This is a genomic window from Streptomyces sp. NPDC096079, assembly GCF_040303145.1.
Classification (GTDB): Bacteria; Actinomycetota; Actinomycetes; order Streptomycetales; family Streptomycetaceae; genus Streptomyces.
This window is the reverse complement of the sequence record NZ_JBEOST010000039.1, coordinates 1-22268: the sequence shown is the minus strand read 5'-3', so window position 1 is coordinate 22268 and position 22268 is coordinate 1. Positions and strand designations below refer to the sequence as shown.

Sequence of the window (22268 nt, the reverse complement as noted above, 5' to 3'; positions counted from 1 at the left end):
CAAGGCGCGGAACCCCAGGCCCGGCAAGGCGCACCGCCCGGCCGCTACGCTCGTACCCATGGCCGGCCGCTTCGCACCCAGACCCACCCGCACCACGGTCCGCGGCGGCCACGTGCCCGTCCCCCGTTCCCTCGACACGGCGCGGGACCTGGACCTGGGGCTCACCCTCGGCCCGCTCCGCCGCGGCCCCGCCGACCCGACGTTCCGGGCGACCCCGGACGGCTCGGTGTGGCGGGCGAGCCGCACGCCGGACGGCCCCGGCACCCTCAGGGTCCGGGTCGTCGCGGGCCGGGCGGAGGCCGAGGCCTGGGGCCCGGGCGCGGCCTGGCTCCTGGACGGCGTCCCGGCGCTGCTGGGCGCCGAGGACGACCCGACCGCCTTCGTCCCCCGCCACAAGCTGCTCCTGGCCACCCACCGCCGCCGTCCGGGCCTGCGCCTGACCCGCACCGGCCTGGTCCTGGAGTCGCTGATCCCGTCGGTCCTCGAGCAGAAGGTCACGACGCACGAGGCGTACGGCTCCTGGCGCCTGCTGGTGCGGAAGTACGGCGAGCCGGCCCCGGGCCCGGGCGTCCCCGAGGGCATGTACGTGATGCCGGACGCCCGCACCTGGACCCAGATCCCGTCCTGGGAGTGGCACCGGGCGAACGTGGACGGCAAGCGCTCGGCGACGATCGTCCGCGCGGCGAGGGTCGCGGCCCGCCTGGAGGAGGCGGCGCTGATGGACGGTCCGGCGGCACGCGCGCGCGTGGAGCTGGTCCCGGGCATCGGCCCGTGGACGAGCGCGGAGACGATCCAGCGCAGCAACGGAGCCCCGGACGAGGTCACCACCGGCGACCTCCACCTGCCGGGGATCGTCGGCTGGGCCCTCGCGGGCGACCGCACGGCGGACGACGAGGCGATGCTGGAGCTGCTGGCCCCGTACGCGGGCCAGCGCCACCGCGCGGCCCGCCTGATCCTCCTCAGCGGCCGCGTGCCGCCCCGCAGGGCTCCCCGCATGACACCGGGAGACATCGCGGCCCTCTGAGGGCACCGGGAGGCATCGCGGCCCCCCTGAGGGCCGGGGCGGCTACCTGACCTCGACGAACTCCGAGGCCGACCGTGCCGGGCGGTCCTTCGGCGGGGCCGCCGGGTGGCCGATGGCGACCGCGCCCATGGGGTCCCAGTCGTCCGGCAGCCCGAGGACGTCGCGGACGACGTCCCGGCAGAACATCGTCGAGGACACCCATGCCGAGCCGAGCCGCTCCCCGGCGAGCGCGACCAGGAAGTTCTGCACGCCCGCACCCGCCGCCACCACGAACATCTCGCGCTCGGCGGCGTCCCGGCGCGGGTCGCCGTAGTGGTGGGCGCCGTCCGTGACGAGGCAGGGCACGGCGAGGTAGGGCGCGTGGCGCAGGACGTCCCCGCGTCGCACCCGCTTCGCGACGGACTCCTCGGACCTGCCGTCCCGGCGCAGGTCCGCGATCCACGCGTCCCGCATCGCGTCGAGCAGCCGGGTGCGCGACCGCGCCGACTCCAGGAGCACGAACCGCCACGGCGTGGTGTGGTGCGGCGCCGGGGCCGTCACTGCGGCGGCGACCGCCCGGCGGACCGCCCCCGGGTCGACGGGCTCGTCGGTGAACTCGCGGACGGTCCGCCGCAGCGTCACCGCCTCCCGTACGGCCTCCGAGGTCCCGAGCCGGAACATGTCGTCGGCGGCGGAGCGCACGAGCGCCCGCGCGCCCTCCTCGGCGTCGCCGCCCACCACGTGGGGCAGGCCGCGCACGACGGCGACGGGGAGCCCGGTGGCCTTGCCCTTCACCAGGTCGCCGGCGGCGGCGAGTTCGTCGGCGGTGGCGACCACGGTCGCGCTCAGCGGATTGCCGTGCGCGTCGGTGCCGCCGCGCAGGTCGTCGAGGACCCGCACCCCCGCCGCGCCGATCGCCACGTCGGTGAGCCCGCTGCGCCAGGGCCGGCCGAAGGTGTCCGTGACGACGACGCCCACGTCCACGCCGAGCGCCTCGCGCAGGCCCGAACGGATGCGCCGCGCCGAGGCGTCGGGGTCCTCGGGCAGCAACAGCACGGTCCCGGAGGGGGTGTTGGAGGCGTCGACCCCGGCGGCGGCCATGACGAGCCCCTGCCGGTTCTCGACGATGCGGAGGGTGCCGCGGCGCGCCACCACCCGTACCGTCTCGGCGTCGATGGCCTCCTCGCGGTCGTCGGCCGCGATCACCCGCCCCTCGGCCTTGCTGACGATCTTGGAGGTGACGAGCAGCACGTCGCCGTCGGCGAGCTCCGGCGACACGGAGGCGATCAGCTTGGCCAGATCGTCCCCGGCGGCCACCTCGGGCAGCCCCGGGAGCGCCCACACCCGGTACGAGGGAGCCGTCACCCCCGTACCTCCTCGGCCAGCGCCAGCGCCTCGCGGGCCATCGCGGCCGTCGCGTCGACGTCCGTCATCATCAGCGGCACCGCGCGGCAGGCGATGCCCGCCGCCTCGACCTCCGCGACCGCGCCCGCGTCCACGGTGTCCACGAGCCAGCCGCCGACGAGTTCGGCGCCGTAGTGCAGGGCCACCGCGGCCGCCGTGGACTCCACGCCCACGGCCGCGAGCACCTTGTCGGCCATGCCGCGCACGGGCGCGTCACCGACGATGGGGGAGAGGCCCACGACCGGCGCCGCGGCGGCGACGACCGCCTCGCGGATCCCGGGCACGGCCAGGATCGTCCCGACGCTCACCACGGGGTTGGACGGCGGGAAGAGGATGACGTCCGCCTCGGCGATCGCCTCCAGGACACCCGGTGCGGGCTTCGCGGCCTCGGCGCCGACCGGCACGACGGCCTTCGCGTCGACGGAGGCGCGCAGCTTCACCCAGTACTCCTGGAAGTGCACCGCGCGCTGCTCGCCGTCCACCTCGATCGCCACGTGCGTCTCGACGCGGTCGTCGGACATGGGGAGGAGCCGCACCCCGGGCCGCCAGCGGGCGCACAGCGCCTCGGTGACGGCGCTCAGCGGGTAGCCCGCGCCGAGCATCTGCGTACGGACGATGTGGGTGGCGAAGTCCCGGTCGCCGAGGCCGAACCACTCGGGCCCGACCCCGTACGCCGCGAGCTCCTCCTTGACGGTGAAGGACTCGTCCGTGCGTCCCCAGCCCTGCTCCTCGTTGATGCCACCGCCGAGGGTGTACATCACCGTGTCCAGGTCGGGGCAGACCTTCAGCCCGAAGAGATGGATGTCGTCACCGGTGTTGCCGATGACCGTGATCTCCGCGTCCGGCGCGGCCTGCTTGAGGCCGCGAAGGAAACGGGCACCACCGATGCCGCCGGCCAGAACCACAATGCGCATGCGGACAGTCTGTCAGCCGGCCGCCGAGCGCATGAGGGGTGGTGGCCGGTGACGGCCGGCCCGGTCAGACGGGCAGGACCGCCGGGGCGGCCGGGGCGCACTGGGCCTGGAGCGACTCGTGCATCGATTCGTGCATCGGCATGTCCGTGAGGCCGGGGAAGTAGACGTGCAGGCTGACGGCCGGTTCGAGGGAGTCGTTGACGACCTCGTGGACGTACCCCGGGGCGAAGACCCGCTCCCCGCCGGGCGTGAGCGTCCGCGTGCCCCGGTCCGTACGCTCCGTCAGCTCGCCCTCCAGGACGGTCAGCACGCCGGAGGAGGGGCCGTGGTCGTGCAGTCCGCTGCCCTGGCCGGGCACCCAGGAGAGCAGCCACACCTCGTAGCCGGGCCCGGTGCGCAGCCGGTGGTACCAGCGGGTGGTGGCGTCGTACTCGACGTGCGGGGCCCACTGGGAGCGGTCGGCGGCGAGGGAGCGCGCGAGGCCGGCGAACTCGGCCACGGTGACGGGGTGGGGGCGCTCGGGCTGGAGGAGGTGCGGGACCTCGAGGATGTCGCCGGCGATCTGAAGGTCGCTGTCCATGTTCATGGGGTGGGGAGGTTCCTCAGCAGAAACAGAAGCGGTGGGGTCACGGAAGAGAGGTGACACGGGTGACGCGGGGTGACGCTGGGAGAGGAGGCTGGAGCTCTACGGCATCAACAGCTGGGACAGCAACAGCAACAGCGCGCCTGGACAGCGCGGCGGAACCCACGGCTGTGGGTCGCGGAGGGCGCTGCGGTCGCTGGCATGCCACCAAAGGTGGCCGGAGGGGCACCCGACTGTCAACTCAATGCCCGATTTGGGGGTAATGTTTCACCTCATCCGGTTACCGTGTCCGGAGAAAGGTTTGTTCAGGGGCGGACCAGGAGACATGGCGCTTCGACCGCGCCCGCAGACACGGGCGGGCGTGACCGGACTGTGATCCGGATCGCTTCCACGGCTGGATCGCAACAAGATCCAACTCCCGGACGTCCTCCCCTGTGAAGGCGACGCGGTGTGGTCAAGCCAGCGGCATGTGTCACGTTTTTTGGTGATTTGAACACTTTCCGCATAGGCTTGGTTCCGCAGAGTGAATACGGGGCCCAATAGCAGATCTCGGCTTGACTCGCACAGAGCACAAACTTGTAATTTCACTCGTGTCGTTCGGCCGGGTTCGCCCGGCAACATCACGGGGACGCACAGAACAGACGAGGGGCGCACATGACCGAGTTGTTCCAGGAACTGCTGGTCGAGGACGCGGACGAGGAACTCGGCTGGCAGGAGCGCGCGCTGTGCGCCCAGACCGATCCCGAGTCCTTCTTCCCCGAGAAGGGCGGCTCGACCCGCGAGGCCAAGAAGGTCTGCCTCGCCTGCGAGGTCCGCTCCGAGTGCCTCGAGTACGCCCTGCAGAACGACGAACGCTTCGGCATCTGGGGCGGCCTCTCCGAGCGCGAGCGACGCCGCCTGAAGAAGGCCGCCGTCTGAACGGCACCCCGGCGCCCCGGCGGGCGCACCAGGACAGGACGAACGGTCCGCCCCCTGTGCTCACGGCACAGGCGGCGGACCGTTCTGCGTGTCCGGGTGCGGCCCGCACCCTTCCGTACGGTCTGTCCACAGGGCGGCGGACCGCTCCGCGTGCAGCCGTTAGTGTGGGCCTCCGTCCGAGACGCTCCCCACGCCCCCCGCGGGCGACCCCGGCCGGAGGGCCCGTAGCTCGATGTCCTCAACTCCTGAGTTTCCGCGACACGTCGTCACCGCCGTGCTCGTCACCCACGACGGCGCCCGCTGGCTGCCGGACGCGCTCGCCGGGCTGCTCGCCCAGGAGCGCCCCGTGCAGAACGTGGTCGCGGCCGACACCGGCAGCGCCGACGACTCGGCGCAGCTCGTCGCCGACGCCATCGGCGCCGACCGCGTCCTGCACCTCGCACGCCGCACCGGCTTCGGCGCCGCCGTCGAGGAGGCCGCCCGCACCGCGCCCCCGCTCGGACCCGAGGACCTGCCCTACCTGAAGCGCCCCAGCGGCTGGGACCCCGTCAGCCGCACCTGGAACGACGAGGCCTACGACCTCCCCGAACTCCCGCACGGCGAACCGGTCCAGTGGCTCTGGCTCCTCCACGACGACTGCGCCCCCGAGCCCGGCGCCCTCGCCGAACTCCTGCGCGTCGCCGACTCCGACGCCGAGGCCGCCGTCATCGGCCCCAAGCTGCGCGGCTGGTACGACAGGAAGCAGCTCCTCGAAGCGGGCGTCAGCATCGCCCGCAGCGGCCGCCGCTGGACCGGACTCGACCGCCGCGAGCAGGACCAGGGCCAGCACGACCAGGTCCGCTCCGTGCTCTCCGTCTCCACCGCCGGCATGCTCGTCCGCCGCGACGTGTTCGAGGGCCTCGGCGGCTTCGACCGCCGCCTGCCCCTGATGCGCGACGACGTCGACCTGTGCTGGCGCGCGCACTCCGCCGGCCACCGCGTCCTCGTCGCCCCCGACGCCGTCCTGCGGCACGCCGAGGCCTCCGCCCGCGAGCGCCGCACCGTCGACTGCGCCGGCCGCACCGCCGCCAACCCGCACCGGGTCGACAAGGCCGGTGCCGTCCACACCCTCCTCGCCAACGCCCGCGGCCGTGCCCTCCCGTACGTCCTCGTACGGCTCGTCCTCAGCACCCTGCTCCGCACCCTCGCCTACCTCGTCGGCAAGGCACCGGTCCAGGCGGTCGACGAGGTCATGGGCCTCCTCGCGACCCTGCTGCGGCCCGAGAAGATCCTCGCCGCCCGCAAGCGCCGCAAGAACCCGGCCGTCCTCAACAACGAGTTCCGCTCCCTCTTCCCGCCGCCCGGCGCCACCCTCCGCGCCACCGTCGAGCAGATCGCCTCCCACTTCGGCGGCGCCGAGGCCGACACCGGCGGCTCCCGCCACGGCGTCGTCGAATCGGGACCCGGCGGCGACGACGCCGACTACCTGGAGATCGAGCAGTTCGCCCGGCTCAAGAAGATCGCCCGCAAGCCCGGCCCGGTCCTCTTCGCTCTGCTCCTCCTGGTCTCCCTGGTCGCCTGCCGCAACCTCTTCGCCGGCGGCTCGCTGGCCGGCGGCGCCCTCCTCCCCGCCCCCGACACCGTCTCGGACCTCTGGTCGCGGTACGCCGACGCCTGGCACGCCCTCGGCACCGGCGGCACCCAGACCGCCCCGCCCTACCTCGCCGTCCTGGCCGCGCTCTCCGCGCTGTTCCTCGGCTCCACCTCCACCGCGCTGACCCTGCTGCTCGTCTGCTCCGTCCCGCTCGGCGGCTTCACCGCGTACTTCGCCGCCCGCGGCATCGTCGAGTCCCGGCTCCTGCGCGCCTGGGGCGCGATCGCGTACGCGTTCCTGCCCGCCGCCACCGGCGCCCTCGCCGCCGGCCGGCTCGGCACCGCCGTCCTCGCGATCCTGCTCCCGCTCATCGCCCGCGCCGCCGTCGCCGCCCACGGCTTCAACCGGCCCGACCGGGGCAGCTGGCGCGCCACCTGGGCGTACACCTTCCTGCTCACCTTCGCGATGGCGTTCACCCCGGTCGTCTGGCCGCTCGCCGTCCTCCTCGGCCTCGGCGTCCTCGCCGTCCGCCGCTCCGACCTCCCCGCGTACGGGCTCCGCTTCCTCGCCGCCGTCGGCACCCCGCTGCTCGTCCTCGCGCCCTGGTCGCTCACCCTGCTCACCCACCCGGGCGCCTTCCTGCGCGAGGCCGGACTCGACGTCCGCACGGGCACGGCCGGCGCGCTCGACCTGCTCGGCACCAGCCCCGGCGGCCCCGGCACCACCGGCGGCCTCCTCCTGATCGGCCTCGTCCTCGCCGGCCTGGCCGGCCTCCTCCGCGAGGAGCGGCAGCTCGCCGTCCGCACCGCCTGGGCCGCCGCCCTCGCCGGACTCCTCCTCGCCGTCCTCGGCAACGGCGCGGGAGGCACCGGCTGGGCCGGACCCGCCACCCTCGTCTACGGCGCCGCCCTCGTCGCCGCCGGCATGATCGGCGCCGAAGGCGGCCGCACCCGCGTCGCCGCCCACGGCTTCGGCTGGCGCCAGCCCGTCGCCGCCCTCATCGCCCTCGCCTGCGCCCTCGGCCCCGCCGTCGCCGCCGTCGGCTGGATGGTCGGCGGCGCCGACGGCCCGCTGACCCGCCGCGACCCGGTCCAGGTCCCGGCCTTCGTCGCCGAGGAGAGCGGAACCCGCGACCAGCCCCGCACCCTCGTCCTCGGCGGCGGCGCGCCCGGCGAGGTCGCCTACACCCTGGTCCGCGGCTCCGGCGCCCGCCTCGGCGACGCCGAACTCACCGCGGCCGCCGAGGGCGACCCGCGCCTCGACGCGGTCGTCGCCCACCTCGTCGCCGGCTCCGGCGCCGACCAGACCCAGGAGCTCAGCGGCTACGCCGTCCGGTACGTCCTCGTACGGGACGGGGCGCCGCGCCAGATGAGCCGCGTCCTCGACTCCACCCCCGGCCTCAGCCGCCTCAGCCAGCTCGACGGCAGCGCGCTCTGGCGCGTCGACCGCGAGATCGCCCGCGTCATGATCGTCCCGCCCGCCGCCAAGACCGGTGGCGCGGAGAAGACCGACGCCGCGGAGGCGGCCGCCCGGCCGGTCGCCGTCGCCGCCGGCCCCGTCGAGGCCCACGCCGACGTCCCGGCGGGCCCCGCCGGCCGCGTCCTGCGCCTCGCCGACCGCGCCGACGAGGGCTGGACCGCCACCCTCGACGGCAAGGAACTCACCAGGACCACCGTCGACGGCTGGGCCCAGGGCTTCGAGCTCCCCGCCCAGGGCGGCCGCCTCGACCTCACGTACGACGAGCCGCTCACCCACACGGCGTGGATCTGGGCACAGGCCGCGCTCGCCGTCGTCCTGCTCGTCCTCGCCCTGCCCGGACGGCGCCGCGAGATCGACGACGACCTCCCCGAGGAGGAGTTCGCGATCCCCGCCCAGGCCGCCGACGGCGACGGCCGCCGGGCCCGCCGCCTGCGCGCCGCCGCGGAGGCCGAGGCGGCCGCCGAGGCCGAGACCGCCGGAGCCGCCGGGTTCCAGGAGTTCCCGGAGCCCCCGGCGGGCGAGCCCGCCCCGATCCCGGAGCAGCAGTCCTACGAGCCCCAGGGCCAGGGCCAGGGCCAGGGCCAGGACTGGGACGGCGGCTACGACCCGGCCTACGCCCAGGGCGGGCAGGTCCCGCCGCAGCCGCAGCAGCAGCCGTACGCCGACCAGGGCTACTACCAGGACTACGCGGCCGACCCGTACCAGCAGCAGCCGTACGCGTACCCCCAGCAGGGCTACGAGCAGCAGCAGTACGACCAGCAGCAGGCGTACGACCAGCAGGCGTACGACCAGCAGCAGTACGACCCGTACGGCTACGGCTACGGATACCCCCAGGGCCACGAGACCGAGCAGCGTCCCGACGGGAGCAGCAACCAGTGAAGCGCACGACCCTCTCCCTGATCGCGGGCGCCACGGCCCTCGCCGCCGTCACCGGCTTCGCGGCCCTCACCGCCCCGGACGGTGCCGCCGCCCCCGAGGCGAAGGCCACCACGCGCCTCCCGGTGGAGCGCGTCGGCCTGGTCTGCCCGGCGCCCAGCACCTCCGAGCTGGCCGAGACGCTCTACACCTCGTACACCCCGGCGGGCACGGGCAAGGGCTCCGCGCCCGCCGCCGGCCAGGCCGAGCAGCCGAGCGCGCAGTTGCGGACCGCGGCGAGCACGACGACCGGGGGCGGCACCGGCGGGAAGAAGCCGAAGCCCGCCAAGGCCCCGGCCACCGTCACCGCCCCCGGCAAGCCCGTCACCGCCGAGGCGGAGGGCCCCGCCGTGCCCGCGCTCACCGGTTCCGCGACCGGCGCCCTCGCCCCCGGCTGGACCGTCCAGCAGACCACCGTCGTCCCGGCGGGCGGCGCCCGCGGCCTCCTCGGCCTCGGCTGCGGCGCCCCCGACACCGACTTCTGGTTCCCGGGCGCCTCCACCGCCAAGGAGCGCCAGGACTACGTCCACCTCACCAACCCGGACGACACGGCCGCCGTCGCCGACATCGAGCTGTACGGCCCCGAGGGCGCCCTCAAGTCCCAGTTCACCGAGGGCATCCCGGTCCCCGCCCACTCGACGGTCCCCGTCCTGCTGTCCACGCTCACGACCGAGGCCCCCCTCAAGGACGTCACCGTCCACGTCACCACCCGCAGCGGGCGCGTCGGCGCCGCCGTCGCCGCGGCCGACGACAAGCTCGGCAGCGACTGGCTGGCCGCGGCCGCCGACCCGGCGAGCACCGCCGTCCTCCCCGGCATCCCGGCCGACGCCACCTCGGTGCGGCTGGTCGCCTTCGCCCCCGGCGAGGACGACGCCGACCTCAAGGTCCAGCTGTCCACCACGAGCGGCTCGATCGTCCCCGCGGGCGCGGGCTCCCTCCACGTGAAGTCCGGGATGACGGCCGCGCTCGACCTGCCGGACCTCACCCGGGGCGCGGTGGGCTCCCTGCTGCTGACCCCGAGCGACCCGAAGAAGGCGACCCCGATCGTCGCGGCCCTCCAGGTGGTGCGCGGCAAGGGCGCCGACACCGAGATCGCGTTCATCCCGGCGACCGCGGCCGTCGCCGCGCGCGCGACGGTCGCCGACAACCGCGCCAAGGGCTCGACGCTCTCCCTGACCGCCCAGGGCGCGGACGCCCAGGTCAAGGTCACCGCCTCGGCCGGTTCGGCGGGGGGCACGCCGGTGACGAAGACCGTCACGGTCAAGGCGGGCACGACGACGGTCGTGCCCGACCTGGTCCCCGGGGGCCTCAAGGGCTCCTACGCGCTGACCGTCGAGCCGGTGTCCGGCGGCAAGGTGTACGGGGCGCGGACGCTCGCGCTGCCGGAAGACGGCGTCCCGATGTTCACCGTCCAGACCTTCGTCGACGACCGCGGCACGGTCGAGGTCCCCACGGCCCACCAGGACCTGGGCGTCCTGGACTGAACGAGAGCGGGGTCCCCCGTACGGGCGGATCGCCGGGCGGTCCCGCCCGTACCGGCGACGGCCCGGCCGGTCCCGCCCGTACCGGCGACGGCCCGGCCGGTCCCGCCCGTACCGGCGACGGCCCGGCCGGTCCTGCCCGTACCGGCGACGGGCCGGCCGGGTCAGTCCTGCCCGTACCGGGGATCGACCGACTCGGGGGAGAGCCCCAGGAGCTCGGCGACCTGCTCCACGACGACCTCGTGGACCAGGAGCGCCCGCTCGTCCCGGCTCTTCGAACGGATCTCGACCGGCCGCCGGTAGACGACCACCCGGGCCGGCTCGTTCTTCTCGGCCGGCACCGAGCCGCCCAGCGGCACCGTCTCGCCCGTCACCGGTGGCGGCACCTCCATCACCAGGAAGTCGACGTCCGCCAGCTGCGGCCAGCGCCGTTCGAGGCGCTCCACGGAGTCGAGGACGAGATCGCGGAAGGTGTCGGCCCGGCTCGCGGAGAGCGGCACCTGCGGCGGCGCGACAGGTCCCCGCATCCCGCGGCCGTGCCGGTCGCGGCGGCGGACCCGAGGCTCCGCCGGGGGGTCCACGGGACGGTGCGAGGGGCTCGGCGGCACAGGACTGTCCATCACTGACGCAGCGTAACCCCCATCCGTCCCACCGCACCGTGGCGCATCCTCGCCACCTTTTCCCGCGGGCCCGAGCCCTCGCCCCGCGTCGTGTCGGATCCTGACCGTTCCGGCCGACGGCCCGCCCGATTCGACCGCCCGCCGCGATCGGCCATCTGGCCCTGGTTGACCGGATTTGTATCCCAAGGTGTCCGGATAGCCCCCTGCCCCCACCCCCGTGCACCCCCTCCCGCGCAGGTCAGAGCCGCCACCACTCGAACGGGGGTGGCGGAGGTCACACCGCGACACGGTGGAGTGACCTGAGGGAGAGTCGTCGCGGCCCGCTCAAGAGTGCGGTACCGTCCAACGTCGTGAGCCCTGTACGTCGCTGTTCGCGCACCGCGTGCGGCCGCCCTGCCGTCGCGACACTGACGTACGTCTATGCCGACTCGACTGCGGTCCTCGGCCCGCTCGCCACCTACGCCGAGCCCCACTGCTACGACCTGTGCGCCGAGCACAGCGAGCGCCTCACCGCCCCGCGCGGCTGGGAGGTGGTGCGGCTCTCCGACGGATCCGCCCCCACCCGCCCCAGCGGCGACGACCTCGAAGCGCTCGCCAACGCGGTGCGGGAAGCGGCCCGCCCCCAGGAACGCGCGGCCGAGGCCGGCGGCAAGGGCGGCGGAGGCCGCGGCGGCGACCCCATGGAGGTCGGGCGCCGAGGGCACCTCCGCGTGCTCCGCTCCCCCGACAACTGACGGCACCCGGCCGCGCCCGACCGGCGGCAACAGGCCACCGCCCGCGTTCCCCCGACCCCGTACCCCCGGTCTCCGGGTAGTTTTGGCGTTCCGTACACGCGCCGCACACGCGTGTGGAGAACTTCAGGAGGGTGGATCCGTGACCGTCGATCTGTCGCAGATCGTGAAGGCGTACGACATCCGCGGAGTCGTACCCGACCAGTGGGACGAGACGCTCGCCGAGCTCTTCGGCGCCGCCTTCGTACGGGTGACGGACGCGGACGCGATCGTCGTCGGCCACGACATGCGCCCCTCGTCGCCCGGCCTCGCGGCCGCCTTCGCGCGCGGCGCGGCCCGCCTCGGCGCCGACGTCACCCTCATCGGACTCTGCTCCACGGACCAGCTGTACTTCGCCTCCGGCAGCCTCGGCCTGCCCGGCGCCATGTTCACGGCCTCGCACAACCCGGCCCAGTACAACGGCATCAAGATGTGCCGCGCCGGCGCCGCGCCCGTCGGCCAGGACACCGGCCTCGCCGACATCCGCGCCCTCGCCGAGGAGTGGACGCGGACCGGCGCCCCCGAGGCGGCGGCGGAGCCCGGCACGGTCACCGAACGCGACACGCTCGCGGACTACGCCGCCCACCTCAAGAACCTGGTCGACCTCACCGCGATCCGCCCCCTCAAGGTGGTCGTGGACGCGGGCAACGGCATGGGCGGCCACACCGTCCCCACCGTCTTCGACGGGCTCCCGCTGACGACCGTCCCGATGTACTTCGAGCTCGACGGCACCTTCCCGAACCACGAGGCCAACCCGCTCGACCCGAAGAACATCGTCGACCTCCAGGCCCGCGTCCGCGCCGAGGGCGCCGACCTCGGCCTCGCCTTCGACGGCGACGCCGACCGCTGCTTCGTCGTCGACGAGCGCGGCGAGCCGGTCTCCCCGTCCGCGATCACGGCCCTCGTCGCCGCGCGCGAACTCGCCAAGCACCCCGGCGGAACGATCATCCACAACCTGATCACCTCCTGGTCGGTGCCGGAGGTCGTCCGCGAGCAGGGCGGCCGGCCGGTCCGCACCCGCGTCGGCCACTCCTTCATCAAGGAGGAGATGGCGAAGAGCGGAGCGATCTTCGGCGGCGAGCACTCGGCGCACTACTACTTCAAGGACTTCTGGAACGCGGACACGGGCATGCTCGCCGCGCTCCACGTCCTCGCCGCCCTCGGCGGCCAGGAGGGCACCCTGTCCGACCTGGTCTCCGCCTACGACCGGTACGCCTCCTCCGGCGAGATCAACTCGACCGTCGCCGACCAGGCGGCGAGCACCGCCAAGGTCCGGGCCACGTACGAGGGCACCGAGGGCATCGCCTTCGACGAGCTCGACGGCCTCACCGTGACCGCGGCGGACTGGTGGTTCAACCTCCGCGCCTCCAACACGGAGCCCCTCCTGCGCCTCAACGTCGAGGCCCGCGACGAGGCCACCATGGCCAAGATCCGCGACGAGGTCCTCGCCCTGGTCCGGGCGACGGACTGACCCCCGCCCCACCGCCGGGGAACGGGGGCGTGCCCCGTTCCCCGGCGGTAGGCTGACCTGGCCCGATCCGTCTGTTCGAAGGGACACCCCATGCCGCTCGAAGCCGGCCTCCTGGAGATCCTGGCCTGCCCGGCCTGCCACGCTCCGCTGAACGACCGCACGGCGGACGAGACCCCCGAGCTGATCTGCACGAGCCCCGACTGCGGTCTCGCCTACCCGGTCCGCGACGGCATCCCGGTCCTCCTCACGGACGAGGCCCGCAAGCCGGCTTGAGCCCGGCCCCGTGCGGGCAGGCGTCCCGCACGGCCCCCGGACGAAGCCCCGGGGGAGGGACGGGTGGGCACACGGGCCGGCGCCCTCGGCGGCGCCTCCGCGTTCCGCGCCTGAACCCGCACCACGACGGGCTCCCCCGTGGGTGCGGGACGCCCACCAGCCCAGGCACACCCGTACGCACCCGCAGCGCCCCGCAGGGAGGCCGCACATGCTCGACGAGACCCTCCTCGACGCCCCGGACGACCTCGCCCTGGCCGACCGCCGAGGCCTCCTCCGCGGCGCCGCCGAGGCGGGCGCACGGGTACGGACCGCAGCCCGGCACGCCGCCGAGGCCGGCATCGCGAACCTGCGCCCCGAGGGCCGCCCCCGCGCCGTCCTCGTCGCGGGCCCCGGCACCGCCGCCGCCGGCGTCGCGGACCTGATCGGCGCCCTCGCAGGCGCCGCCGCTCCCGTCGTACGCCTCCAGCCGACCGGCGTCGCCCCCGCCGCGGGCGCCCTGCGCTGGGCGCTACCCGGCTGGGCGGGCTCGGTGGACCTGCTCCTGATGCCGACCACCGACGGCTCGGAACCGGGCCTGGCCCTCCTCGCCGAGCAGGCCTACCGCCGCGGGATCACGGTCGTCGCCGTCGCCCCGAAGGCCTCCCCGCTCGCCGAGACGGTCAACGGCTCGCACGGCCTCTTCGTCCCGATGGCGACCGCCCCCAACGAATCGCCCGACGAGGGCGCCGAGTCCATCGCGGCCAGCCCCGGTGCCCTCTGGGCCCTGTTCACCCCGCTGCTCGCGCTCCTGGACCGCGTCGGCCTCATCGAGGCGCCGCCCGAGGCCCTGGAGAAGGTCGCCGACCGCCTCGACCGCACGGCCGAACGCTGCGGCCCGGCCATCGCCACGTACAGCAATCCCGCGAAGACGCTCGCCGCCGAACTAGCCGACTCGCTCCCGCTGATCTGGACCGAGGGCAATGCCGCCGGCCCCGCCGGCCGCCGCTTCGCCGCCGTCCTCGCCGAGCTCGCCGGCCTGCCCGCGCTCGCCGCCGAACTCCCGGAGGCCCTGCCCGCGCACGGCGTCCTCCTGACCGGCGACTACGCGGCCGGCGCCGACCCGGACGACTTCTTCCGCGACCGCGTGGACGAGCCACAGGCACTCCGCGCGCGCGTGGTCCTGCTCCGCGACCGTCCGGCGGGCGGCCTCACCGCGGCCCCGGCCGCCCGCGAGCTGGCCCTCGGCCACGAGACGGCCATCAGCGAACTGGAACCCGAGGAGGGCGGCGACCTGGAGACCCTCGCCGAACTCCTCGCCGTGACCGACTTCGCGGCCGTCTACCTCAACCTGGCCACCCCCGGCCGCACCCCGCACTAGCCCCGCACCCGCCCGCCGCCTCGTCGGCACCGGCCCCGCCCACAGCGGGCCCCGTCGACCACGAGGACCGCGGCGGCCGGCCACCGGCCCCACCGGCACCCGCCCCCCATCACGTCGGCACGCGTACACCGCGAGGACCGCCACCCGTCACCCGCCCCCTGTCACCTGTCTCCCGACACCCGAACGATCCGTCACCACCCCGAGGAGCTGGCAGGCACCATGGACCGCCTCGTCAACACCGTCCGCCCCTACGCCTGGGGATCCACGACGGCCATCCCGGAACTGCTCGGAACCGCGCCCACCGGCGAACCCCAGGCCGAGATGTGGATGGGCGCCCACCCCGGCGCCCCCTCCCGCACCGAGCGCGGCGCCCTCGACACGCTCATCGCCGCCGACCCCGTACGCGAACTGGGAGAACGGTCCGTAGAGAAGTTCGGCCCCCGGCTCCCGTTCCTCCTCAAGCTGCTCGCCGCCGGCGCCCCCCTCTCCCTCCAGGTCCACCCCGACCTGGAACAGGCGAAGGCCGGGTACGCCGCCGAGGAGGCCGCCGGCATCCCGGCCGACGCCCCGCACCGCACGTACAAGGACGCCAACCACAAGCCCGAGCTGATCTGCGCCCTCACCCCCTTCGACGGACTCTGCGGCTTCCGCGCCCCCGCCGAGGCGGCCGACCTCATGGCCGAGCTGGGCGTCGACTCCCTCAAGCCGTACGTGGACCTCCTCCACGCCCACCCCGAAGAGGCCGCGCTCCGCGAGGTCCTGACGGCCCTGCTCACCGCCGACCGCGAGGAGATGGCCCACACCGTCACCGAGGCCGCGGCCGCCGCCGACCGGCTCGGCGGCGACCACGCCCCCTTCGCGTACCTGGCCCACCACTTCCCCGGCGACCCGGGCGTGCTCGCCGCCATGCTCCTCAACCGCGTACGGCTCCAGCCCGGCGAGGCCCTCTACCTCGGCGCGGGCGTCCCGCACGCCTACCTCGACGGCCTCGGCGTCGAGATCATGGCCAACTCCGACAACGTGCTGCGCTGCGGCCTCACGCCCAAGCACGTCGACGTCCCCGAGCTCCTCCGGATCGTCCGCTTCGAACCGAACGACGCGGCCGTCCTGCGCCCCGAGGCGTCCCCCTCCGGCGAGGAGGTCTACGAGACCCCCATCGACGAGTTCCGCCTCTCCCGGTTCGCCCGCGCGGAAGGCGCCGCGCCGACCGACGTCACCGCGCCCACCCCGCAGATCCTGCTCGCCGTCGCGGGCCGCCCCCAGGCCGGCGGAATCCCCCTCGGCCCCGGCGAGTCCGTCTTCGTGCCGGCGGGCGAGAGCACCGAACTGACCGGAGCGGGCACCGTCTTCCGGGCGACCGTCGTGGCCTGATGCGACAATGACCGGCCGAACCGCGGCGATCGAGCCGGAGCACCGACGAAGGGACCACGTACACCCATGAGCGCGTCAGGCGGAACCAAGGCGATCGTGGCGGCACTCGCCGCCAACCTCGCGATCGCCGTAGCCAAGTTCGTGGCGTTCCTCTTCAGCGGTTCGTCGTCGATGCTCGCCGAAAGCGTCCACTCGCTCGCCGACTCCGGCAACCAGGGCCTGCTGCTGCTCGGCGGCAAGAAGGCCAAGCGCCAGGCGACGCCGGAGCACCCCTTCGGCTACGGCCGCGAGCGGTACATCTACGCCTTCCTCGTCTCCATCGTGCTCTTCTCCGTCGGTGGCATGTTCGCCATCTACGAGGGCTACGAGAAGATCAAGCACCCGCACCCCATCGAGGCCTGGTACTGGCCGGTCGGCGTCCTCGTCTTCGCGATCATCGCGGAGTCCTTCTCCTTCCGCACCGCCATCGCGGAGTCCAACCAGATCCGCGGCGGCCTCTCCTGGAAGGAGTTCGTCCGCCGCGCCAAGGCCCCCGAGCTCCCCGTCGTCCTCCTGGAGGACCTCGGCGCCCTCGTCGGCCTCGTCCTCGCCCTCGGCGGCGTCGGCCTCGCCCTGCTCACCGACAACGGCGTCTGGGACGGCATCGGCACCCTCTGCATCGGCGTCCTGCTCATCCTGATCGCGCTCGTCCTCGCGGCCGAGACCAAGTCGCTGCTCCTCGGCGAGTCCGCCGGCATCGAGGACGTCAGGAAGATCGAGGCGGCGGTCGTCGACGGCGAGACCGTCACCCGCCTCATCCACATGCGCACCCTCCACCTCGGCCCCGAGGAACTCCTCGTCGCCGCCAAGGTCGCCGTCCAGCACGACGACACCGCCAGCGAGGTCGCGAACGCGATCAACGCCGCCGAGGACCGCATCCGCGCCGCCGTCCCGATCGCCCGGGTCATCTACCTGGAGCCGGACATCTACAGCGAGACGGCCGCCTCGGCGGGCACGAACCCGGCGAAGACCCCGGGCGGCACCGGCCACTGACCCCCACGGGAAGCGCGCCCCAGACCCCCGGGACACCACGTCCCGGGGGTCTCGCGCATCCCGCGCACGGCGCACTCCCGTACGGACCGGCGCACGGCGCACGCCCGTACGGACGAGGGACGCCCGAACCGCCCGTGGACCCGATGCGGACTGTGGCCCGCCGCGCCGATCGGTGTAGATTCGTGACCAGCCAGACGTCGCTGCTGATGGCGGTCGGGCGGTCCGCGGACCGTCCGAGGGAGAGAGGGCCTCCGACGACGGCACCAGGAAGCGCCCGGGCATTCGTGTGCCCAGGGGGCCTTGCCGTGGTGCCAGGCACCTCAACCGACCCTCGCACTCGCACACACGAGGAGCAGCCCAGTCATGACGACTGTCGCCCACCAGGACTTCAAGGTCGCCGACCTCTCCCTGGCCGCCTTCGGCCGCAAGGAGATCACCCTGGCCGAGCACGAGATGCCCGGCCTGATGTCGATCCGCCGCGAGTACGCCGAGCAGCAGCCGCTCGCCGGCGCCCGCGTCACCGGCTCCCTGCACATGACCGTGCAGACCGCCGTCCTCATCGAGACCCTCGTCGCCCTCGGCGCCGAGGTCCGCTGGGCCTCCTGCAACATCTTCTCCACCCAGGACCACGCCGCCGCGGCCATCGCCGTCGGCCCGAACGGCACCCCGGAGAACCCCCAGGGCGTCCCGGTCTTCGCCTGGAAGGGCGAGACCCTGGAGGAGTACTGGTGGTGCACCGAGCAGGCCCTCACCTGGCCGAACACGCCCACCGGCGGCCCGAACATGATCCTGGACGACGGTGGTGACGCCACCCTCCTCGTCCACAAGGGCGTCGAGTTCGAGAAGGCCGGCTCCGCCCCGGACCCGTCCACCGCGGACAGCGAGGAGTACGGCCACATCCTCCGTCTCCTCAACCGCACCCTCGGCGAGAACCCGCAGAAGTGGACCCAGCTGGCGTCCGAGATCCGCGGCGTGACCGAGGAGACCACCACCGGCGTCCACCGCCTGTACGAGATGCACCAGGCCGGCTCGCTCCTCTTCCCGGCGATCAACGTGAACGACGCCGTGACGAAGTCGAAGTTCGACAACAAGTACGGCTGCCGCCACTCCCTCATCGACGGCATCAACCGCGCCACCGACGTCCTCATCGGCGGCAAGACCGCCGTCGTCTGCGGCTACGGCGACGTCGGCAAGGGCTGCGCCGAGTCCCTCCGCGGCCAGGGCGCCCGCGTCATCGTCACCGAGATCGACCCGATCTGCGCCCTCCAGGCGGCGATGGACGGCTACCAGGTCACGACCCTCGACGAGGTCGTCGAGACCGCCGACATCTTCATCACCACGACCGGCAACAAGGACATCATCATGGCCGGGGACATGGCCAAGATGAAGCACCAGGCCATCGTCGGCAACATCGGCCACTTCGACAACGAGATCGACATGGCCGGCCTCGCCAAGACCCCGGGCATCGTCAAGGACGAGGTCAAGCCGCAGGTCCACACCTGGACCTACCCCGACGGCAAGGTCCTCATCGTCCTCTCCGAGGGCCGCCTGCTGAACCTCGGCAACGCGACCGGCCACCCCTCCTTCGTGATGTCGAACTCCTTCGCGGACCAGACCCTGGCCCAGATCGAGCTCTTCACCAAGCCGCAGGAGTACCCGACCGACGTCTACGTGCTCCCGAAGCACCTCGACGAGAAGGTCGCCCGCCTCCACCTGGACTCGCTCGGCGTCAAGCTGACGACCCTCCGCCCGGAGCAGGCCGCCTACATCGGCGTCGAGGTCGAAGGCCCCTTCAAGCCGGACCACTACCGCTACTGATGCCCCGGCCGGCGGCGCCCGCGCGCTGACGCGGCGCCGTCCCGGACACCCGTAGAGGACTCAGGCAGGCCCCCCGCACCCCCGTGCCGGGGGGCCTGCCCCGTCCCGCCCCGCTAGCGCTCCAGGAAGCGCGCCCTCCCGAGGACCGACTCATGCCCCGCGGCCGCTATTCGCTCCATGACCCGCACGATCACACCCCCCTCGGTGAAGAACACTTCCACTGCGCGCCCGGCCCCTCCGGCTGGCGCTACGTCTCACAGACCACCACCCCCACCGGGGACCACCGCGGCTCCGTCGACCTGGCCGTCGACGAACTCGGCCGTCCCATCCGCCTCGAACTGCACGCCGCGAGCTGGCAGGTCCGCGGCGCGGCCCTCGACGGCGTCACCTGGGTCCGGACGGACCCCACCGGAACCCACGCCACCGAAGGCAATGTGCGCGCCCACGCCTTCACCGGCACGTCCCCGGCGTTCCTCGTCGCCCTCACGCGACTCCTGCGGCTCACCCCCGATTCCCCCGAGACCCGTGTCAGGCTCGTCGCCTTCACGGACCCGGTGCTCGCCCCCCTCACGGTCGACCAGTCCTGGGCCCTGCTGAGAAGTGAAGCGCACGGCACTGACAACGGGGTGCTGATGGTGGACGAGTACCAGGTCAGCGCCCTGGAGACGGGCGAGCGGCACGCGGTCCACATCGCCGGGGACGTGGTCCTGGCAGCGCCCGGCATCGAACTCGAGGAACTGGAGACCCCACCGTCGGTCTTCCCCTGACCGACGGGCGCCCGCTCAAGCGGGCGGAGCGAACCCGGTACGCCGCGACTCGGCCTCCACGACGGGAGCGACGACCGGGGGAGACGGCGCCGGGGCAGACGGCATCGGGGGAGACGACACCGGTGAAGCGACGCTCTGGGAAACGGAAGACGGAACAGCGCCCGGCATCCCCGGCGCGCCCGGCACGGCTGGCCCGCCCGGCATCCCCAGCGCGCCCGGCATCCCCAGCGCGCCCGGCACGGCTGGCCCGCCCGGCATCCCCGGCGCTCCGGCCGCCGCTCCCGTAGCGAACGCCCGCCGGGCGTCCCGCGCCTGCCGCTCGGCCACCACCCCCGCCAGAAAGGCGTCGGCCGGAACGCCCGCCGGCGGCGGCGTGCCGGTACGGGTCACGAGCTCGTCGGCCAGCCGCTCCGCGAGCCGTCGCCCCACGACCGGGTCGAGCTCGCGCGACCGCGTCAGGTACTGACGTATCTCCAGCCACAACGCCTCGGGAACCGCCGAGAGATCGAGCCCGGCGAAGCGCCCCACCAGCCACGGCGGCGGCGGAGGCACGGCCAGGGCCCGGGCCGCGGGTATCCGCTCCCGTACGACCAGCGTCCCCGCGAACACGTCCCCGAGCCGCCGCCCCCGCTCGGACACCAGCGAGGCGACACAGGCGACGACCCCGAAGGTCATCAGGATCTCCACGACCCCCATCGCGCCCCGCACGAGCGCGTGCCGGAACCGGACGGGCCCGCCGTCGTCCCGGACCACCCGCAGACCACAGGCCAGCTTCCCCAGGGACCGCCCGTGCGACAGCGTCTCCACCGCGATCGGCGCCCCCACGAGCACCAGCAGGAACGACGCGATGGACACCGCCACGGTCGCGGCCTCGTCGAGCGACGCCGTCGCGACCGCGAGCCCGATCGAGATCAGCAGGTACACGGCCCACACCACGACCAGGTCGATGAGCACGGCGAGCGCCCGACTCGGCAGCCGCGCGGGCTGCAACCCCAGGACGACCGCATCACCCGTCACCAGACCGCTCACGGCACCCACCCTTCTCCGACCTTCCCGACCCCTCCGAACGCCAGTCTGCCAAGCTGGCCCGCAGCGCGCCGCAGGAGTACGGACCCGTCCACCGCCAGTGCCTGGAGCAGCAGCCGATCATGGACCTCGACATCTACGTGACCGCCCACCGCGCCGAGTGGGAACGCCTCGACCACCTCGTGCGCCGGGGCGGCAAGCTCACCGGCGCCGAGGCGGACGAACTCGTCGCGCTGTACCAGCGCACGGCCACCCATCTCTCGATCGTCCAGTCGAGCACCCCGGACCCCATGCTCACGGCCCGGCTCACCCAGCTCGTGGCCCGCGCCCGCGCCACCGTGACCGGCACCCGCCGCTCCTCCTGGCGGGACGCGGTCCGCTTCCTCACGGCCGGCTTCCCGGCCGCGGTCTACCGCTCCCGCCACTGGTGGATCCCCACGGCCGTCCTCTCCACGCTGCTCGCCGTCCTCATCGGCTGGTGGATCGGCACGCACCCGGAGGTCCAGGCCTCGATCGGCGCCTCCGGCGACCTCCGCGAGATGACCCGCCCCGGCGGCCAGTACGAGACGTACTACTCCAGCCACCCGGCGGCGTCCTTCGCCGCCCAGGTCTGGACGAACAACGCCCAGGCGGCGGCCATGTGCCTGGTCCTGGGCGCGTTCCTGGGCATCCCGGTGCTCTGGATCCTCTTCCTCAACATGCTCAACCTCGGCGTCGGCATCGGCCTCATGTCCTCCGCGGGCCGCCTCGACGTGTTCCTGGGGCTGATCCTTCCCCACGGCCTGCTCGAACTGACGGCCGTCTTCGTGGCCGCCGGCACGGGGCTCCGCCTCGGCTGGACCGTCATCGACCCGGGCCCCAGGACCCGCCGCGCCGCCCTGGCGGAACAGGGCCGGTCGGCCGTCGGCATGGCGATCGGCCTGGCCCTGGTGCTCTTCGTCTCGGGCCTCATCGAAGGCTTCGTCACCCCCTCGGGCCTCCCCACCTGGGCCCGCATCGGCATCGGCATCGCCGCCGAGCTGGCCTTCCTCACGTACGTGTACGTCCTCGGCGGCCGCGCCGCCCGGGCCGGCGACACCGGCGACCTGGAAGAGGCCGACCGCAGCGCCCGGGTCCCCACCGCGGCCTGATGTGCGTCGGGCCCCGCTGAGCTGCTAGTCTCCTCCGGTGCCCGCGAAAGCTGTTGACACAGCGCTCGCGGGGAGGTAGATTCAAACGGTTGCCTAGAACTGGACAGTTCGGCAGTGGCCGGGTAGAGTCTCACTCACTCCGGCAGGGATTCGATTCCACGGAGTCATCCCGATTCTTATTCGAATCACGAAAGTCACCGATTAGGTCGGCCGAAATGATTCTGATAAAGTCGAAACAGCCGGAAGGGCCCGGAGCGAAAGCGAAAGGGACCGGAAAGCACCGAGGAAATCGGATCGGAAAGATCTGATAGAGTCGGAAACGAAGGAAGCGCCCGGAGGGCCTGGAAACAGGAACGAAGGAAG

18 protein-coding genes are annotated in these 22268 nt (G+C 73.9%); 13 read left to right on the top strand and 5 right to left on the bottom strand.

Translation table 11 applies throughout. The features are described 5' to 3' along the window. The first annotated feature begins 58 nt into the window (after positions 1–58). Positions 59–1024 (top strand): DNA-3-methyladenine glycosylase family protein, encoded by a 966-nt coding sequence (locus ABTY59_RS36720; RefSeq protein WP_352023488.1) that lies wholly within the window; start codon positions 59–61, stop codon positions 1022–1024. Positions 1025–1066: 42 nt separating this feature from the next. Here the strand turns inward: ABTY59_RS36720 and ABTY59_RS36715 are convergent, their stop codons facing one another. From ABTY59_RS36715 to ABTY59_RS36705, 3 genes are all read right to left on the bottom strand, one after another. Then, the gene (locus ABTY59_RS36715) at positions 1067–2368 is read right to left on the bottom strand and encodes a coenzyme F420-0:L-glutamate ligase (protein WP_352023487.1); all 1302 of its coding nucleotides are present in this window, start codon (positions 2366–2368) and stop codon (positions 1067–1069) included. Next, entirely contained in the window at positions 2365–3321 is a 957-nt protein-coding gene (gene cofD / locus ABTY59_RS36710) for a 2-phospho-L-lactate transferase (protein ID WP_352023486.1), read from the bottom strand. The genes ABTY59_RS36715 and cofD overlap by 4 nt, the downstream gene beginning before the upstream one ends. Positions 3322–3385: 64 nt before the next feature. Beyond that, entirely contained in the window at positions 3386–3907 is a 522-nt protein-coding gene (locus ABTY59_RS36705) for a cysteine dioxygenase (RefSeq protein ID WP_352023485.1), read from the bottom strand. Positions 3908–4558: 651 nt separating this feature from the next. On the opposite strand from ABTY59_RS36705, the gene ABTY59_RS36700 reads away from it, so the two are divergent. The 3 genes from ABTY59_RS36700 to ABTY59_RS36690 all read left to right on the top strand — a co-directional run bounded on the left by ABTY59_RS36700 (position 4559) and on the right by ABTY59_RS36690 (position 10273). Next, positions 4559–4822, top strand: coding sequence for a WhiB family transcriptional regulator (locus tag ABTY59_RS36700; RefSeq protein ID WP_015033978.1), 264 nt, complete (start codon positions 4559–4561; stop codon positions 4820–4822). Positions 4823–5054: 232 nt separating this feature from the next. Beyond that, complete coding sequence (locus tag ABTY59_RS36695; RefSeq protein WP_352023484.1) at positions 5055–8753, top strand: glycosyltransferase family 2 protein; 3699 nt, start codon at positions 5055–5057, stop codon at positions 8751–8753. Beyond that, positions 8750–10273, top strand: coding sequence for a DUF5719 family protein (locus ABTY59_RS36690; protein WP_352023483.1), 1524 nt, complete (start codon positions 8750–8752; stop codon positions 10271–10273). The genes ABTY59_RS36695 and ABTY59_RS36690 overlap by 4 nt, the downstream gene beginning before the upstream one ends. A gap of 161 nt (positions 10274–10434) precedes the next feature. On the opposite strand, the gene ABTY59_RS36685 is transcribed toward ABTY59_RS36690, so the two are convergent. Then, the gene (locus tag ABTY59_RS36685; RefSeq protein WP_352023499.1) at positions 10435–10890 is read right to left on the bottom strand and encodes a metallopeptidase family protein; all 456 of its coding nucleotides are present in this window, start codon (positions 10888–10890) and stop codon (positions 10435–10437) included. Between the two features lie 299 nt (positions 10891–11189). Here ABTY59_RS36685 and ABTY59_RS36680 point away from each other — a divergent pair, with 299 nt between their 5' ends. The 8 genes from ABTY59_RS36680 (at position 11190) to ABTY59_RS36645 (ending at position 19749) form a co-directional block, all read left to right on the top strand. After that, complete coding sequence (locus ABTY59_RS36680; RefSeq protein WP_351193233.1) at positions 11190–11624, top strand: DUF3499 domain-containing protein; 435 nt, start codon at positions 11190–11192, stop codon at positions 11622–11624. Between the two features lie 139 nt (positions 11625–11763). Next, positions 11764–13131, top strand: a complete 1368-nt coding sequence (locus tag ABTY59_RS36675; RefSeq protein WP_352023482.1) for a phosphomannomutase/phosphoglucomutase — start codon at positions 11764–11766, stop codon at positions 13129–13131. A gap of 90 nt (positions 13132–13221) precedes the next feature. Continuing rightward, complete coding sequence (locus ABTY59_RS36670) at positions 13222–13404, top strand: Trm112 family protein (protein ID WP_086832166.1); 183 nt, start codon at positions 13222–13224, stop codon at positions 13402–13404. 208 nt (positions 13405–13612) lie between these two features. Then, positions 13613–14761, top strand: coding sequence for an SIS domain-containing protein (locus ABTY59_RS36665; RefSeq protein ID WP_352023481.1), 1149 nt, complete (start codon positions 13613–13615; stop codon positions 14759–14761). 219 nt (positions 14762–14980) lie between these two features. After that, the gene (manA, locus tag ABTY59_RS36660; RefSeq protein ID WP_352023480.1) at positions 14981–16132 is read left to right on the top strand and encodes a mannose-6-phosphate isomerase, class I; all 1152 of its coding nucleotides are present in this window, start codon (positions 14981–14983) and stop codon (positions 16130–16132) included. 66 nt (positions 16133–16198) lie between these two features. Then, positions 16199–17164: a cation diffusion facilitator family transporter gene (locus ABTY59_RS36655; protein ID WP_352023479.1), complete on the top strand. Its 966-nt coding sequence runs from the start codon at positions 16199–16201 to the stop codon at positions 17162–17164. Between the two features lie 363 nt (positions 17165–17527). After that, complete coding sequence (gene ahcY / locus ABTY59_RS36650; protein WP_352023478.1) at positions 17528–18982, top strand: adenosylhomocysteinase; 1455 nt, start codon at positions 17528–17530, stop codon at positions 18980–18982. Between the two features lie 152 nt (positions 18983–19134). Continuing rightward, positions 19135–19749 carry a hypothetical protein gene (locus tag ABTY59_RS36645; RefSeq protein WP_352023477.1) on the top strand — a complete coding sequence of 205 codons (615 nt, stop codon included), beginning with the start codon at positions 19135–19137 and terminating at the stop codon, positions 19747–19749. Positions 19750–19764: 15 nt separating this feature from the next. Here the strand turns inward: ABTY59_RS36645 and ABTY59_RS36640 are convergent, their stop codons facing one another. Then, entirely contained in the window at positions 19765–20778 is a 1014-nt protein-coding gene (locus ABTY59_RS36640; RefSeq protein ID WP_352023476.1) for an RDD family protein, read from the bottom strand. Positions 20779–20897: 119 nt separating this feature from the next. Here ABTY59_RS36640 and ABTY59_RS36635 point away from each other — a divergent pair, with 119 nt between their 5' ends. Continuing rightward, the gene (locus tag ABTY59_RS36635) at positions 20898–21905 is read left to right on the top strand and encodes a stage II sporulation protein M (RefSeq protein ID WP_352023475.1); all 1008 of its coding nucleotides are present in this window, start codon (positions 20898–20900) and stop codon (positions 21903–21905) included. Positions 21906–22268: the final 363 nt, after the last annotated feature.